Below are 13,889 nucleotides of genomic sequence, written 5' to 3' on the forward strand. Positions count from 1 at the left end.
AGTTCGGTCCAGAAAGCCATGAACATGGTGGCCAGAAGGTTAATGTTGTCGGGCCCGCACGCACCCGCACAGGTTGATTCGATCAGGGCCTGACTGAGCGTTCGATCACTTGCGGGCCAGAAGGTCCCGGATTTCCTCAAGCAGGACCTGCTCGCGCGGCGGCGGCGGCGCTTCGGCGGGAACCTCTTCTTGCTTCTTCTTCATCGAGTTCATCCCCTTGATGATCAGGAAAAGCGCGAAGGCCAGGATAAGGAAGGCAATGACATTGTTGATGAAAAGGCCATAATTGATGGTCGCCGCGCCCGCTTCCTGAGCTTCGACAAGGCTTTCATATTCGGCGTCACCGAGCGTGATGAAGAGATTGGCAAAGTCGACACCACCGAGCAACAGGCCCAGCGGCGGCATCAGAATGTCGTTCACCAGCGAACGGACGATGGTCGAAAACGCGCCACCGAGAATGAAGCCGACCGCGAGGTCGACGACATTGCCACGCATGGCGAATTCCTTGAATTCCTTGAGCATTGAGCCCTCCTCCGATTATTACAACTGGTTAACATTGCTGCCGGGCCGTGTCACCGGGGCATGTGACAATCCGTAGTAAGCGTTCGACTATGCATGCAATCAGGCATTCGCCCCTTGAGCGGACCTGACGCCGTCGAGAATCGCGTTATCCAGCGATGTGTCGCCGTGGAGCACGGATACATCGCCGGTTTGCTCGAGCACAGCAGCGCGAACCGCCGACATCTCAAGCACATTCGCCTCGCGCAGCTTTGCGTACAGGTCGGCCTCGGTCATCTTCCCGGCTCGATCTCGCTTCCAGCGGACATGGGCCCGGGCTTTGCGGGCTGGTTCATCGGTGAAGGCGATCGTGTCGGCCTCATCGCCGCGTCGAACGCCGAGGTGCAGACCGCTGCAGAACACCTTACCCGAATGGGCCTCGACAATATTGCCGGCGGCTATACGGGCGTGATCGAAGCGGTGGCGTCGGGCGAACGCTTTCGCAGTCTGCCCATGGTCGACACGCAAACGGTGCGCGCGCGGCTGGATGACGGGCGCGATGACTGGACATTGCTCGATGTCCGCGAGATCGGCGAGGTCGAGGACGCCAGCATCGCCGCTGCCCGCCACATCTATCTCGGCCATCTGAACGAAGAATGGCAGGAGCTCGACAAGGACCGCGCCTACACGCTGATGTGCGCCAGCGGCAAGCGCGCGACCGTCGCCGCCGGGTGGCTGGCCTCCAAGGGCTTTGAAAAGCTCGACATCTATCTCGGCTCGATGGGCGCCTGGCAAGCATCGCAGGATCAACGAGACTGATGCGTCAAACTTGAATTCTTGTCTGGAGAATCGGTGGTAGCGGAGGAGAGACTTGAACTCCCGACACGCGGATTATGATTCCGCTGCTCTAACCAGCTGAGCTACTCCGCCACACCGGTGTGCGCGCCGCAGGCGGCTCGCACCGGAAGGACAGGCGATATACTTCGCTCATTCGGCCAGTGCAAGCACCCGGATTCAGATCATTGCCCTCGCGGGCATGGCGATGACAGCCGCGCCCGCCTATGTTGATCACCTGAATCGGTCCGGGAGGGGAAATGGGCATTCCGAGCGAAGACGCGGCGCCGCGGCGCATTCTCGTACTGGCCGCTCATCCGGCACCGCGGCGGTCGTTCGCCGGCCGTGCGCTACGCCAGGCCGCGCGAGACAGCGACGGTGTCACTTTCGCCGATCTCTACGCCGAATACCCGCGATCCGATGTCGATGCCGACCGCGAACAAGCGCGACTGGCCGAGCACGATGTGATCATCTTCATGTTTCCCCTGTTCTGGTATTCCACGCCGGCCCTGCTGAAGGAATGGCAGGATATCGTGCTCGAACATGGCTGGGCCTACGGGTCGGGCGGCACTGCGCTAAGCGGCAAGCTGTTTCTCGCGGCACTGACCGCGGGCGGCAGCGAATCCGCCTACGCGCCTGACGGGTACAATCACCACAAGCTGCGGACCCTGTTATCGCCGCTGGAGCAGACCGCCGAGCTGTGCGGCATGGTCTATCTGCCGCCGCTCGCCTTCTTTTCCGCCGGCCATGCCCGCGAGGACAACCGGCTCAATGAATTCGTCGCCGAATGGAAAGGCGTGCTTGCCGCGCTGCGCGACCGCCGTCTCGATATCGAGACGGCGCGCGGTCTGCCGCTGCTCAATGGCAGGCTTGATTCTCTGGTGAAAGGCTAGCCGATGGGCGGGTTTCTACTCGACGCGACGATCTATCTGACAGCGGCGGTCATCCTCGTGCCGATCTGCACACGGCTCGGTCTGGGGTCGGTGCTCGGCTATCTGATCGCCGGTGTTCTGATCGGCCCGGTGCTCGGCCTGGTCGGATCCGAGACCCAGGACCTGCAGCATTTCGCCGAGTTCGGCGTGGTCATGATGCTGTTCCTGATCGGGCTTGAGCTGGAACCCCGGGCGCTGTGGGACATGCGGCTGCGATTGCTCGGCCTCGGCGGTTTGCAGGTCGTCATTACCGCCGCGCTTATCGCGGCGGCAGCGATGGCGCTTGGCGTGTTCTGGACCGTGGCAGTGGCCATCGGCCTTACCTTCGCCTTGTCGTCGACGGCGATCGTGATGCAATCGCTCAGCGAGAAAGGGCTCGACAAGACCGAAGGCGGACGCGGCGCGTTTTCCGTCCTCCTGTTTCAGGACATTGCGGTCATCCCGATGCTCGCCTTCCTACCCCTTCTGGCCATGCCGGACCTGATGGGAAGCGGCGCCGAGGACGTCGCGGTTCATGGCACCGGCGCAGAGGCGGCGGGCGAACATGGAGGTGATGATCATGGTGAAGGCGGGCACGGCCCCGATCTCAACCTCGTCGATCAATTGCCCGGCTGGGCCTATCCGCCGGTCGTACTGGCCGCCATCGGGCTGATCGTCGGCGGTGGCTATTACCTCACCCGGCCCCTGTTCCGGTTCATCGCCCGCTCCGGCCTACGTGAAATGTTCACAGCTTTTGCGCTGTTCATGGTGATCGGCATCGCCTTGCTGATGACAATGGTGGGCCTGTCGCCCGCGCTGGGCACTTTCCTGGCCGGCGTCGTGCTCGCGAACTCCGAATACCGGCACGAGCTGGAAGCCGATATCGAGCCCTTCCGAGGCCTGTTGATGGGGCTGTTCTTTATCACGGTCGGGGCCGGCATCCGCTTCGATGTCTTCCTCGCCGACTGGTCCCTGATCCTCGGCCTGCTCGCCGCGCTGATCGCGGTGAAGGCGCTGGTCCTGTTTGCCCTCGGCCTGATCTTCCGGATCCGCGGGCGGGATCGCTGGCTGATGACCCTGTCGCTTGCCCAGGCGGGCGAATTCGGCTTCGTCCTGTTGTCCTTCAACATCCAGAACGATGTCATTCCACCTGACCTGCAGCCTGTCCTGTCGTTGCTGGTGGCCCTGTCCATGCTGGTCACGCCGCTCCTGTTCATCCTCTACGAGCAGGTATTCGCGCGGAAATTCAGCGATGACGGGCCGAGCCGGGAGGCCGACGAGATCGACGAGCGCGGAACCACCATCATCGCCGGGCACGGCCGTTTCGGACAGATCGTCAACCGACTGCTGCGCGCGTCCGGGTATGAAACCGTGGTGCTCGAACACCGGAGCGATCTGGTCGAAGGCGTTCGCAAATTCGACGTGAAGACATTTTATGGCGATGCAACGCGGCCCGACCTGCTGCATGCGGCGGGACTTAAAGAGGCCCGGCAATTCGTGGCGGCGATCGATGACAAGGAAAAGCTGACGGAGCTCGTCAAGCATGTGCGCCGGGAGCGGCCGGACATACACATCGTCGCGCGCGCCATCGACCGGCACCATGTTTATCAGCTCTATGCCGCCGGCGCCGACGACATCATCCGCGAGACCTTCGACAGCGCGGTCCGCGCCGGGCGCAGCGCGCTGGAGGCACTGGGCGAACACCCGTTCGAGGTCGAGAAGGCCGTCCGCTTCTTTGTTCGGCACGACCGCGACACGCTGCGTGAGCTGGCCACGGCCTGGAAGGAGAATGTCGACGTGTTCGACAACGAGGAATATGTCGCGATTGCGCGGCGGCAGAACCAGATGATGATGGATACGATGAGGAGCGACCGCAGCGCCGACAACAATGCCATCGACCGCGCCTGGCAGCCGCCAGCCGAACGGCCGGACGAGGACAACGCCGACGATGATACAAGCCGGTGACAGGCGCGTTCACACTGCGGTTCTGACCGGTTTTGATGGTGTCAATCGAGGTCGGGTTCGGGGGCCTGTTTCCGAGTGCCTGTCTTCAGAAAGGCGCTGATGGCCGGAAAATTCGCTTCGCCGAAAGCTTCGACGAGGTAACGCACTGGCCGCGCACTGTCGGCATTCGAGCGCAGGAATCCGAACTCTTCTTCGAGCAGAGTCTTGTTGGCAGTACCCTGCCACCAGAACATGAGCACCGCTTCGAGCGTGTTGAGATAATCGATCATCAGCCAGCGCAGCTGGATGATGTGCTTGGGAGACAGTCCGGTGATCCGTCCTTCATCTTCCCCCAGTTCGCCCAGCGCGTCGCGATCGTAGAATTCGACGCAGCCGCGTACGTCTTCGAGCAGCGCAACCGGCAGTTCAGGCGTATGGAATTTCTCGATGTCCTGGATGATGCGACTGTTGATGTGACAGGCATTGTTGACGAATTGCAGCATCAGATCCGTCTCGGGACGCTTGTTATCGATATAGATGCGCGATGCGTCGATTGCGGCCTGTTTCTTCTGCCGCGCTGTTTCCGCTGTGGCATTCTTGCGGCTCAGATTGAATTGCTGGGCGGCGATCACCACCGACAAAGCGGTGACGATTGCCGCGATTGCAGTCACGACTTCGCTGATATTTCCGAATTCCACGCGAGATACCCCCTCGGCCCCGGGGAAACTTGCCATCCCAATCGGCAAAACGGAAACAAAATCTTCCACATGCGCGAGTCCGGAGCAGTCGGGAGCGCGCCTGACCGACAGCACTGGCGTGGAGGGGCAAGGGGCGTAAAATGCGGGACATGGACCCGAACGATATCCGCATTGCGGCGCGAGAGCTGACCGCTTTCTGTGCCGCCACCCTGGTCAAGGCCGGCGCCCGGAGCGTTGACGCACAGCGAGTGGCCGAGCACCTCGTCACGGCCAATCTGACCGGCCATGACAGCCACGGTATCGGTCTGCTTCCCGCCTATCTCAAACATGCGGAGGCGGGACTGGTCGATGTCGAAGCGACGCCGGAAATTGTCCATGACCACGCCGCGATCGTGAAGCTCGATGGCCGGGATTGCTGGGGCCGTATCGCCGGAGAAGCGGCCATGGCGGCGGCTTTCCCCAAGGCAGAAGCCCTCGGTGTCTGCGCCGTCACCCTGTCGAATGCACACCATCTCGGCCGGATCGGAGCCTATGGCGAGATCGCGGTGAATGAAGGGTTTGCCGCGCTCTTTTTCGTCAATGTCACAGATCACGATCCGATGGTCGCACCCTATGGCGGTACGGATTCACGCTTTGGCACGAATCCGGTCTGTATCGCCTTGCCGCCCTCGGGCACCAAGCCGTCCTTCCTGCTGGACATGGCGACCAGCCGGATCGCGATGGGCAAGGCGCGGGTGGCCGCAAACAAGGGATTGCGTGTGCCGTTCGGTTCGATCCTCGACGAAAACGGATTGCCGACCGACGACCCGTCCGGTTTCAAGGGATTCGAACAGGCCGGCGCGCTCGCGCCGTTCGGGAATCACAAAGGATACGGCCTGGCGTTCGCGGCGGAATTGCTGGCTGGCGTTCTGTCCGGCGGCGGAACGATCCAGCCCGGAAATGCGCGCCGCGGCGGGATCCGCAATCATATGACCGCAATCCTGCTATCACCCGACGCGTTCGGCGATCCGGCCGCGATGGAACGCGAAATGGAGGCGATGTGGGATTATGCCCTCGCCTCGCCGCCGGCGGACTGGGATTCCCCGGTCGTAGCGCCCGGCGACCCCGAGCGGGCCCTGAAGAAGCGCCGTTCAGCGGAAGGCGTGCCGCTGGATCCGGAAACATTGAAACAGCTGAACGATGCGGCCAAGGCGGTGGGGGTCCAGCAGCGGTTGGGTTAGTTGTCACTAGACTGAACCCCTCACCCCGCCTGCTCGACGCTTCGCGATCTCGCAGTCTGTCCCTCTCCCCTTCAAAACGGGAGAGGGTAGAGAAAGGCGGTCTCGCGAGTGCTCGGCTTTCGAGGGTGAGGGGTTAGCCACTTCCCTAGGCGGTAAACAGCGTTCACAATGCGCGCCGACCAAACGGGGAGAGACATCATGCACCGCCTTCTGGCCGCCGCGCTCGGCGCAGCCTTCTTGATCGGACCGGCATTCGCGCAGGACGAGGGACCGCTCGTCACACCGGACCAGCGCAATGTCGTCTACGGCATGGTGTCGGGCGCTGCGATGCTGATGGACGTTTATCTACCGGAAGAGAGTAACGGGCTCGGCGTGGTCGTGATTCCCGGGTCGGGCTGGTACCGGCCGGAAATCTATTCCGCCCCGCCACTGAAGGACATGGTGGGCTATGACTATATGCGCGCCGTGGTCGGGGCCTTGAACGATGAAGGCTTCACCGCCTTTGTCATCAATCACCGCTCCTCGCCGGGCAACCGCTTTCCCGCGGCCGTGAATGATACGCGCCGCGCCGTGCGTTATGTCCGGGCCACAGCCGGGCGATGGGGCATTGATCCTGCGCGCATGGCCACACTCGGCCATTCGTCCGGCGCCAATCTGGCGACCATGACCGCCCTGATGGACGATGAACCGGGCGATGGAGCCGATCCGATCGACCAGACATCGGCCGCCGTCCAGGCGGTTGTCGGCATCGCCACGCCCTTCATGCTGGCGGGCGATCCGAGCACGGCATCGTCCTATGCTGCACAGACCATTGCCATGTATACGGGCGTGCCTTTCTTCGGCATGGACAATCACTACCAGGTCAGCCCGCCAATCGCCGTCCAGGCTTCACCTGCGACCTATGTCGATGTGAACGATCCACCACTCTACATGATCGACGCCGTTGATGATCCCGTCGTGCCCGTCGACCAGGGCGATTACATGCTGACCGTGCTGGATGAAGCCGGTGCCACCTACACGCATGTCCGCACCGAGGGCGGCGAACACGATCCGGACTTCGACCTCGCGGCAATGACGGCGTGGCTGGAAGACGCGCTGGAAGGCTAGTTCCGTTCCACTTCCACGGTGACATGGCCGATCCCGTGATGCGCCAGAAGGCGTTTACGGATCGCGCTGATCGTCGCGATTTCACAGGCATCTTCCTCAAGAACGGCGTGCAAGGTGGCGACCAGGCGATCAGGCGCGATGGCCCAGAGATGCATGTGATGAATGCGCAGCACGCCCGGCGTGTTGGCGCTGAGATCGTTGGCCACTGCATTCCGGTCGATATGGTCCGGCGCGGCTTCCAGCAGGATGCGGCCGGACTCGATGACCAGACCGGCAGCGGCCTTTAACAGCAACATGGCGATCAGAACCGACAGGATGGGGTCGATCGGCGTCCAGCCGGTGGTCAGAATGACGATGCCAGCGACAATTGCCGCAATCGATCCGAGAATGTCTCCGGCGACGTGCAACAGGGCGCCGCGCATGTTGAGATTTTCGCGGTCTCCGCCGTGAAGCACGGCGAAAGCACCGAGATTTATCAGAAGGCCTAACACGGCGACAATCGCCATGGGTGCGCCGGCAATCTCCGGCTGCTCGCCGATGCGTTCGATGGCTTCCAGCAAGATCCACAGCGTCAGCATGATCAGGGCTATGCCATTGGCAAAGGCTGCCAGAACCTGGAAGCGACCCCAGCCGAATGTGCGGCGCGCATCGGCTGGTCGACGGGTGATTCGGAAAGCCAGCCAGGCAAAGATCAGCGCACCGGAATCGGCCAGCATGTGTCCGGCATCGGCAATCAGGGCGAGTGAGCCGGTGAGAATTCCGGCAATCAACTCCACGCCCATGAAGCTGGCCGTCAGCGCCGCCGCAAAGAGGGCACGCTTTTCGTTTCCCCGGGCATGATCGTGGTCGTGATGATCGTGAGGCATGACGCCTTGGATCATGTTTATTCAGTTATATCAATATGATAGTTATAACATAACGATGCACGCCATCGCGGAATGCCGCGGCGTTACATCCCGAAGAGGGCCTTGATGTCGGCCGGAAGGCGTTTGGGCCGATGGGTTGCCGCGTCGATGAAGGTCCAGGTTGTCAGCACTCTCGCTGAAGGCTTCTCGGTGCCGGCCTTGCGGATATCGACATGACGCGGACAGCGCACGCCTTTCACCGGATCGACCCAGGTGCGCAGCTCGACCTCATCGCCCAGCTTCAGCTCGCGCAGATAGTCGATTTCGTGACGCAGTACGACCCACAGGCCCGAAGCCTTCATTTCAGGTGTGGCCGCCGTCTCCCAGTGCCGCTCCGCCATTTCGGCCGCCCAGCGCAGATAGATGAGGTTGTTCACATGGCCCATGAAGTCGATATCGGCTTCGACCACTGATTGGCGGTGCACGAAACCGGTTTCGTAGGTGGTTGCGAGGCTCGCCAACGCTTCGCCTAGCGCCTGGGCGCGGAAATGTGGATCGGGTGGCCGAGCGCGGCGAGCGCGGCTTCGGCAAAGCCCTCGGTCAGCGTCGGGTGGACATGCACCGTGCCGGCGATGTCCTCGAGACGGGCGCCCATTTCCATGGCCAGCGCGAACTCGCCGGACAGTTCGGAAACATGCTTGCCGACGGCGTGGATGCCGAGAATGACATGATCGCTCTCGCGCGCCGTGATGCGCACAAAACCACCATCGGCACCGCCTTCCATGGAAAGATAGCGGCCGTTTGCGACCAGCGGAAACTTGCCAGTGATAACGGTCTCGCCCTGCTCTTTCGCCTCGTCGGGCGTGAGGCCGACGCCGACGACTTCCGGCTCGGTGAAGCAGACCGCTGCGATGGCGACCGGATCGAAGGCGGTCTTGTGCCCGGCGATAATCTCGGCGACGCGCTCGCCCTGGGCGGTGGCACGGTGAGCCAGCAATGGTTCACCGGTAAGATCGCCCAGCGCGTAGACGCCCCGCATGCCGGTCTCGCAGCGCTCATTGACCTGGATGAACTTGCCATTGGTCGGGATGCCCATCTTGTCGAACCCCCAGCCGCCGAGATTGGGCTTGCGGCCGACAGAGACGAGAATGTTGTCGGCTTCGAGACGTTCTGTCTCACCCTTGGCGGTCTCGAATTCGAGGAAGGTCTTGCCATCGTCCTCGACGACGCCCTTGGCCTTGCACCCGGTATGCACCGTAACGTCATTTTCCTTGAGCCAGCGTTGAATCGGCCGGGTCAGCTCCTTGTCATAGACCGGCAGGATGCGGTCGAGCGCCTCGACGAAGGTCACCTCGGAGCCCAGCTTGCGATAGGCGATGCCCAGTTCGAGACCGATATAGCCGCCGCCGACGACCACCAGCTTCTTCGGCAGTTTCTTGAGATCGAGTGCACCGGTGGAGCCGATCACCTTGCCGCCGAATTTGAGGAAGGGCAGTTCGACCTCGACCGAGCCTGTCGCAAGAATGACGTTCTTTGCTGTGATCGTCTGGGTCGATCCGTCTTCCAGCTTTATGGTGCAGGTCTTGGCATTCTCGAACTCCGCCCAGCCGGAAATCGCCCTGACCTTCGCTGCCTTCAGGAGCTGTTCGACGCCTCCGGTGAGCTTGCCGACGATCTCGTCCTTCCAGGCGACGAGTTTTTTCATGTCGAGCTTCGGCTTGGCTGACAGCGAGATGCCCAGCTTTCCGTCCTCGGCATGCTCGACCATTTCCGCAAACTTGTCGGCCGCGTGGATGAACGCCTTGGACGGGATGCAACCACGGTTGAGACATGTTCCGCCCCAGCCATCCCGGTCGACGATGATGGTGTCGAGGCCCAGCTGACCGGCGCGAATAGCGGCCGGGTATCCGCCCGGGCCGCCGCCGACTACCAGAACATCACAGGTCAGTTCGCTCATGCCGAATTCCTCGTACAGACAATTGGCGCCGGTTTAACCGGGGAGATGTTTCAGGGGAAGGGGCGGTGATGCATGGCGGGTATTCACGCGGCTTTGTCTGCGGGCCCCAGGCAACCTGCCTTGATTGCGCCGAAATTGCCCCCTAGAGGCGCGCGCTCGAGAAAAACACGCGCGCGCGGCGAATGCAGGAGCCGGTTGTCATGACATTCGATATCAGCTTCCCGGGACAGGGAAATATCGTGGAATTCCGGCTGCGCGGCGTACTGACTTTCTCAACGTTCAGCCGCCTGCATCAGGGGCTTTATTTCTCGCCGGATTGGCGCACCGGCATGAATTGCCTCGGTAACCTTGAAAAAGGCACCGACATTTCCGCCATTACGCTGGAAACAATGCGCGGCGAATTGCGTGAAGAGGTCGACCGCATCCGTCGACTGCGCGGGCCCAACTTCAAGATGGCGTGGGTCGTCGAGGACGAGCACAATCTGCCCATTGTGCGACTTTGGAAGACCATGCCCTTCGTGGCCGGCCGGTATGAAATCGAGGTATTCCGGACGGCGGAAGATGGTCGCGACTGGTTACGCCAGTTCGCGCGCGACCGGCTGACGTTAACGTAGCGCCCGGCTAGCCGGCGTCACCGGAATCGCTCGACTTTTTCTTGCTCAGTCCTGCACCGCTGGCGATGCCGATTCCGGCGACCAGCAGGACCGCGATCACCGTCCATGTCGTGCCAACGCCTGCGGCGTAAAGACCGTAGCCGATCGCCGCGACTGCCATCAGCGTACCTATGAGATAGATCCAGAATGAACGCATGAATTCCTCCTCTGCTTTCGAGGGGAACGCGGTGTCGGCGACGAGGTTCCGCACTGCCCGCCGGCAAGATGCCTAATCGGTCGCGCAATCTGCCGGCACGGCATGCAGCATCACCGCATTGACCCAGTCCCCGGCCTCGTTCTGCTGCTGTTCGAAGCGGGCCCATTCACCATTGTCCAGCGTTTCGAACCAGACGCGGCGTTCGGAAGCTTCGGGATAGACCTGCCAGAGCCAGAGCCGGCCATCTTCGCGCATTTCCTGGTGCAGTTCGCGGACCTCGAAGTTCGCCGTGTAGTGCCAGGCTGTTTCCCAGCGGCCTTCGTCCGCGTCATACAGGCGAATATTGATGCCGGTACCGGATTGCTCGCGATAGCCGTAACCGGGATCGAACCATTCATCGATGATGGCCCGGCCGTTGAGCCCGTAATAGCCGTTCCAGCGCGCCTGGAATTGCGGTTCGGCCCATGCTTCGGCCTCGGCGTCCCATGTCCGATAGCCAACGTCGAAATCGCCGATGATGAAAGCGAATTGCGCGAATGCCTCGGGCGCGTCCGGATGAGGCGCACCATAGTCGCCGCAGCGCGTCGTCCCCTCTCCCGTCACCTGGGCGTGGGCCGTCGCGGCGAGCCCCAGCGCGGCGAGCATGGAAAGTGCGTGTTTCATGGCGATCTCCCCTGTTCGGGGTTGGATCATGCCGGAGATCGGCGCGCTACAGGGTCACGATGGTGTGAAACGTGATTCCCTCTCCCTTAAGGGAGAGGGAAATGTCAGCGCCTACATAAACAAGGTCGCCGGGTTCTCGAGATAGGCCTTCACATTCTGGATCAGGACCGCGGCCTCATAGCCGTCGACGATGCGGTGATCGAAGCTCGAGGAGAGATTCATCAGCTTCTTCGGGACGACGCGGCCGCCGGCATCGAAGCGCGGCAATTCCTGCATCTTGTTGACGCCGATGATCGCCGTCTCGGGCAGATTGATGACCGGCGTCGTCACCAGGCCACCAATGGCGCCCAGCGAGGTGATGGTGATGGTCGAGCCGGACAATTCGTCCTTTGTCGCCTTGCCGTCACGCGCCGCCTTGGCCAGGCGGCCAAGCTCGGCGGCCAGTTCCCAGATGTCCATGGCCTCGGCGTGCCTGATGGTGGGCACCATGAGCCCGTTCGGTGTGGCTGTCGCGATTCCGAGATGGACCGCCTCATACTTGGTCAGGACGCCCGCCTCGGTGTCGTAATGCGCATTCGCCTGAGGGGTTTCCGGCAGCGCGCGGCAAAGGGCAGCGGCGAGGAAGGGGATCAGGGTCAGCTTGGGCTGGTCGTCCGACTTCGTGGCGTTGAGATGCTTGCGCAATTCTTCCAGCGCAGTGAGGTCAATCTCCTCGACATAGGCGATGTGCGGAATGGTGGTCTTCGCCTTGACCATGTTCTCCGCGATCTTGCGGCGCAGGCCGATGATCTTCTGTTCTTCGACGCCAGTGCGCTTGGAGCGGCCCGATCCGCCGCCACCTGTCCGCGCGGCGAGACGGCCGCCGGAGGCGATGAAATCATCAAGGTCCCGGTGCGTGATCCGTCCCGCCGGACCGGTGCCCGGCACACTGGCGAGATCGATGTCGGCTTCGCGCGCGCGCTGGCGCACGGCGGGGCTGGCGAGCGGCTTGTCGCCTTCGGAACGCGCAACCGGTGCCGGCGCGGCCTTTGGTTCCGCCTTCGGCTCAGGCTTTTTCTCTTCCTTCGCCGGTTCCGGTTTGGTGTCCGCTTTCGGCGTCTCGTCCTTGACCTCGGCGTCTTTCTCTTCCGATGCCGCGGCGCCGCTCGTGTCGATGAAGAGGATTTCCGTGCCGACAGGGATCACGTCACCGGGTTCGCCGACGATCTTGGTGACGGTGCCGTTGACGGCGCACGGCACTTCCACCGTCGCCTTGTCGGTCATCACGTCGAGGATCGGCTGGTCTTCCTCGACCGTGTCTCCGACCTTGATGCGCCATTCGACGATCTCCGCCTCGACCACACCTTCGCCGACATCGGGCAGCTTGTAGCGGTATTCGGACATCAGTCGGCCTCCATCACGGATTTCAGCGCATTGATAAAGCGGTCCTGCCCCGGGAAGTAGGACCATTCATGGGCGTGCGGGTAAGGCGTATCCCAACCCGTGACGCGATAGATAGGCGCTTCCAGCGCGTAGAAACAGTCTTCCTGGATCTGCGCCGACAGCTCGGCCGCGAAACCCGAAGTGCGCGGGGCTTCCTGGCTGACGATACAACGGCCGGTCTTTTTCACCGACTTCGAGATCGTGTCGATATCATAGGGGGTCAGCGTCTTGAGATCGATCACCTCGGCATCGATGCCGGATTTCTCGGCGGCCGCCAGCGCGACATGGACCAGCGTGCCATAGGCAATCACTGTGACGTCGTTGCCCTCGCGGACCACTTCGGCGGTATCGAGCGGCACGGTGTAATGACCGTCCGGCACCTCACCCTTGGGATGGTTTGCCCAGCTCTGTAACGCGCCGTCCGCCTTGCCGTCGAACGGACCATTATACATGCGCTTCGGTTCGAAGAAGATGACCGGGTCATTGTTCTCGATCGAGGCGAGCAACAACCCCTTGGCGTCATACGGGTTGGACGGGATCACGACACGCAGGCCCGGCACATGCGTGAAGAAGGCTTCCGGGCTCATCGAATGGGTCTGGCCGCCGCGAATGCCGCCGCCCCAGGGCGAGCGGATGACGATCGGCTGGGTGTACTGGCCCGCCGAGCGATAACGCAGGCGCGTCATCTCGTTCACGATCTGGTCGATCGCCGGGAAGATGTAATCCGAGAACTGGACTTCGGCGACGGGGCGCAGCCCGTTGGCTGCCATCCCAATCGCCATGGCAGCAATCGCTGCCTCGTTGATCGGCGTGTCGAAGGACCGGTCGAGCCCGTACTTCCTCTGCAGGCCGGCGGTGACGCGGAACACGCCGCCGAAATAGCCGGCATCCTCGCCGAAGGAAACGACATTCGGATCGTTTTCCATCGCAATATCGAGCGCCGAATTGAGCGCCTGGATCATGTTCATTTTTGCCATGGT

The 13,889-nt window shown here is 62.2% G+C and carries 16 protein-coding genes and 1 tRNA gene; 6 read left to right on the plus strand and 11 right to left on the minus strand.

What is annotated here, in order from left to right; genetic code table 11:
* Positions 1–105 precede the first annotated feature (105 nt).
* Both mscL and ACOOFN_RS03725 read right to left on the minus strand, forming a co-directional pair.
* Entirely contained in the window at positions 106–522 is a 417-nt protein-coding gene (mscL, locus tag ACOOFN_RS03720) for a large conductance mechanosensitive channel protein MscL (protein WP_420433810.1), read from the minus strand.
* Between the two features lie 99 nt (positions 523–621).
* Complete coding sequence (locus tag ACOOFN_RS03725; protein ID WP_420433812.1) at positions 622–795, minus strand: YetF domain-containing protein; 174 nt, start codon at positions 793–795, stop codon at positions 622–624.
* A gap of 216 nt (positions 796–1,011) precedes the next feature.
* Here ACOOFN_RS03725 and ACOOFN_RS03730 point away from each other — a divergent pair, with 216 nt between their 5' ends.
* Positions 1,012–1,317 carry a rhodanese-like domain-containing protein gene (locus ACOOFN_RS03730; protein ID WP_420435001.1) on the plus strand — a complete coding sequence of 102 codons (306 nt, stop codon included), beginning with the start codon at positions 1,012–1,014 and terminating at the stop codon, positions 1,315–1,317.
* A gap of 34 nt (positions 1,318–1,351) precedes the next feature.
* Here the strand turns inward: ACOOFN_RS03730 and ACOOFN_RS03735 are convergent.
* A tRNA-Met gene (locus ACOOFN_RS03735) sits at positions 1,352–1,428 on the minus strand.
* A 164-nt stretch (positions 1,429–1,592) separates the two neighbouring features.
* Here ACOOFN_RS03735 and ACOOFN_RS03740 point away from each other — a divergent pair.
* The gene (locus ACOOFN_RS03740) at positions 1,593–2,225 is read left to right on the plus strand and encodes an NAD(P)H-dependent oxidoreductase (RefSeq protein ID WP_420433814.1); all 633 of its coding nucleotides are present in this window, start codon (positions 1,593–1,595) and stop codon (positions 2,223–2,225) included.
* 3 nt (positions 2,226–2,228) lie between these two features.
* Complete coding sequence (locus ACOOFN_RS03745) at positions 2,229–4,208, plus strand: cation:proton antiporter (protein ID WP_420433816.1); 1,980 nt, start codon at positions 2,229–2,231, stop codon at positions 4,206–4,208.
* 41 nt (positions 4,209–4,249) lie between these two features.
* Here ACOOFN_RS03745 and ACOOFN_RS03750 read toward each other — a convergent pair whose 3' ends face one another.
* Entirely contained in the window at positions 4,250–4,921 is a 672-nt protein-coding gene (locus ACOOFN_RS03750; RefSeq protein ID WP_420433818.1) for a hypothetical protein, read from the minus strand.
* Positions 4,922–5,025: 104 nt separating this feature from the next.
* On the opposite strand from ACOOFN_RS03750, the gene ACOOFN_RS03755 reads away from it, so the two are divergent.
* Together ACOOFN_RS03755 and ACOOFN_RS03760 are read left to right on the plus strand one after the other, a co-directional pair.
* Positions 5,026–6,105 (plus strand): malate/lactate/ureidoglycolate dehydrogenase, encoded by a 1,080-nt coding sequence (locus ACOOFN_RS03755; RefSeq protein WP_420433820.1) that lies wholly within the window; start codon positions 5,026–5,028, stop codon positions 6,103–6,105.
* A 198-nt stretch (positions 6,106–6,303) separates the two neighbouring features.
* A complete protein-coding gene (locus tag ACOOFN_RS03760) occupies positions 6,304–7,212 on the plus strand; it encodes an alpha/beta hydrolase fold domain-containing protein (protein ID WP_420433822.1) in 909 nt (302 codons plus the stop codon).
* On the opposite strand, the gene ACOOFN_RS03765 is transcribed toward ACOOFN_RS03760, so the two are convergent.
* From ACOOFN_RS03765 to lpdA, 3 genes are all read right to left on the minus strand, one after another.
* Positions 7,209–8,093 carry a cation diffusion facilitator family transporter gene (locus tag ACOOFN_RS03765; RefSeq protein WP_420433824.1) on the minus strand — a complete coding sequence of 295 codons (885 nt, stop codon included), beginning with the start codon at positions 8,091–8,093 and terminating at the stop codon, positions 7,209–7,211. The genes ACOOFN_RS03760 and ACOOFN_RS03765 overlap by 4 nt on opposite strands.
* Positions 8,094–8,161: 68 nt before the next feature.
* Positions 8,162–8,578 carry an acyl-CoA thioesterase gene (locus ACOOFN_RS03770; RefSeq protein WP_420433826.1) on the minus strand — a complete coding sequence of 139 codons (417 nt, stop codon included), beginning with the start codon at positions 8,576–8,578 and terminating at the stop codon, positions 8,162–8,164.
* 8 nt (positions 8,579–8,586) lie between these two features.
* Positions 8,587–10,014, minus strand: coding sequence for a dihydrolipoyl dehydrogenase (gene lpdA, locus ACOOFN_RS03775; protein ID WP_420433828.1), 1,428 nt, complete (start codon positions 10,012–10,014; stop codon positions 8,587–8,589).
* A gap of 200 nt (positions 10,015–10,214) precedes the next feature.
* On the opposite strand from lpdA, the gene ACOOFN_RS03780 reads away from it, so the two are divergent.
* Positions 10,215–10,628 carry a hypothetical protein gene (locus tag ACOOFN_RS03780; RefSeq protein ID WP_420433830.1) on the plus strand — a complete coding sequence of 138 codons (414 nt, stop codon included), beginning with the start codon at positions 10,215–10,217 and terminating at the stop codon, positions 10,626–10,628.
* Positions 10,629–10,635: 7 nt separating this feature from the next.
* Here the strand turns inward: ACOOFN_RS03780 and ACOOFN_RS03785 are convergent, their stop codons facing one another.
* The 4 genes from ACOOFN_RS03785 to ACOOFN_RS03800 all read right to left on the minus strand — a co-directional run bounded on the left by ACOOFN_RS03785 (position 10,636) and on the right by ACOOFN_RS03800 (position 13,886).
* Positions 10,636–10,824, minus strand: coding sequence for a hypothetical protein (locus tag ACOOFN_RS03785; protein ID WP_420433832.1), 189 nt, complete (start codon positions 10,822–10,824; stop codon positions 10,636–10,638).
* Positions 10,825–10,896: 72 nt separating this feature from the next.
* Positions 10,897–11,487 carry a hypothetical protein gene (locus tag ACOOFN_RS03790; RefSeq protein WP_420433834.1) on the minus strand — a complete coding sequence of 197 codons (591 nt, stop codon included), beginning with the start codon at positions 11,485–11,487 and terminating at the stop codon, positions 10,897–10,899.
* A 111-nt stretch (positions 11,488–11,598) separates the two neighbouring features.
* Positions 11,599–12,870: a dihydrolipoamide acetyltransferase family protein gene (locus ACOOFN_RS03795; protein WP_420433836.1), complete on the minus strand. Its 1,272-nt coding sequence runs from the start codon at positions 12,868–12,870 to the stop codon at positions 11,599–11,601.
* Complete coding sequence (locus ACOOFN_RS03800) at positions 12,870–13,886, minus strand: alpha-ketoacid dehydrogenase subunit beta (protein ID WP_420433838.1); 1,017 nt, start codon at positions 13,884–13,886, stop codon at positions 12,870–12,872. Before ACOOFN_RS03800 ends, ACOOFN_RS03795 begins: the two co-directional genes overlap by 1 nt.
* Between the last annotated feature and the right edge of the window lie 3 nt (positions 13,887–13,889).

Origin of the sequence: Hyphobacterium sp. (assembly GCF_965217055.1) — a bacterium.
In the GTDB taxonomy this organism is placed as follows: domain Bacteria; phylum Pseudomonadota; class Alphaproteobacteria; order Caulobacterales; family Maricaulaceae; genus Hyphobacterium.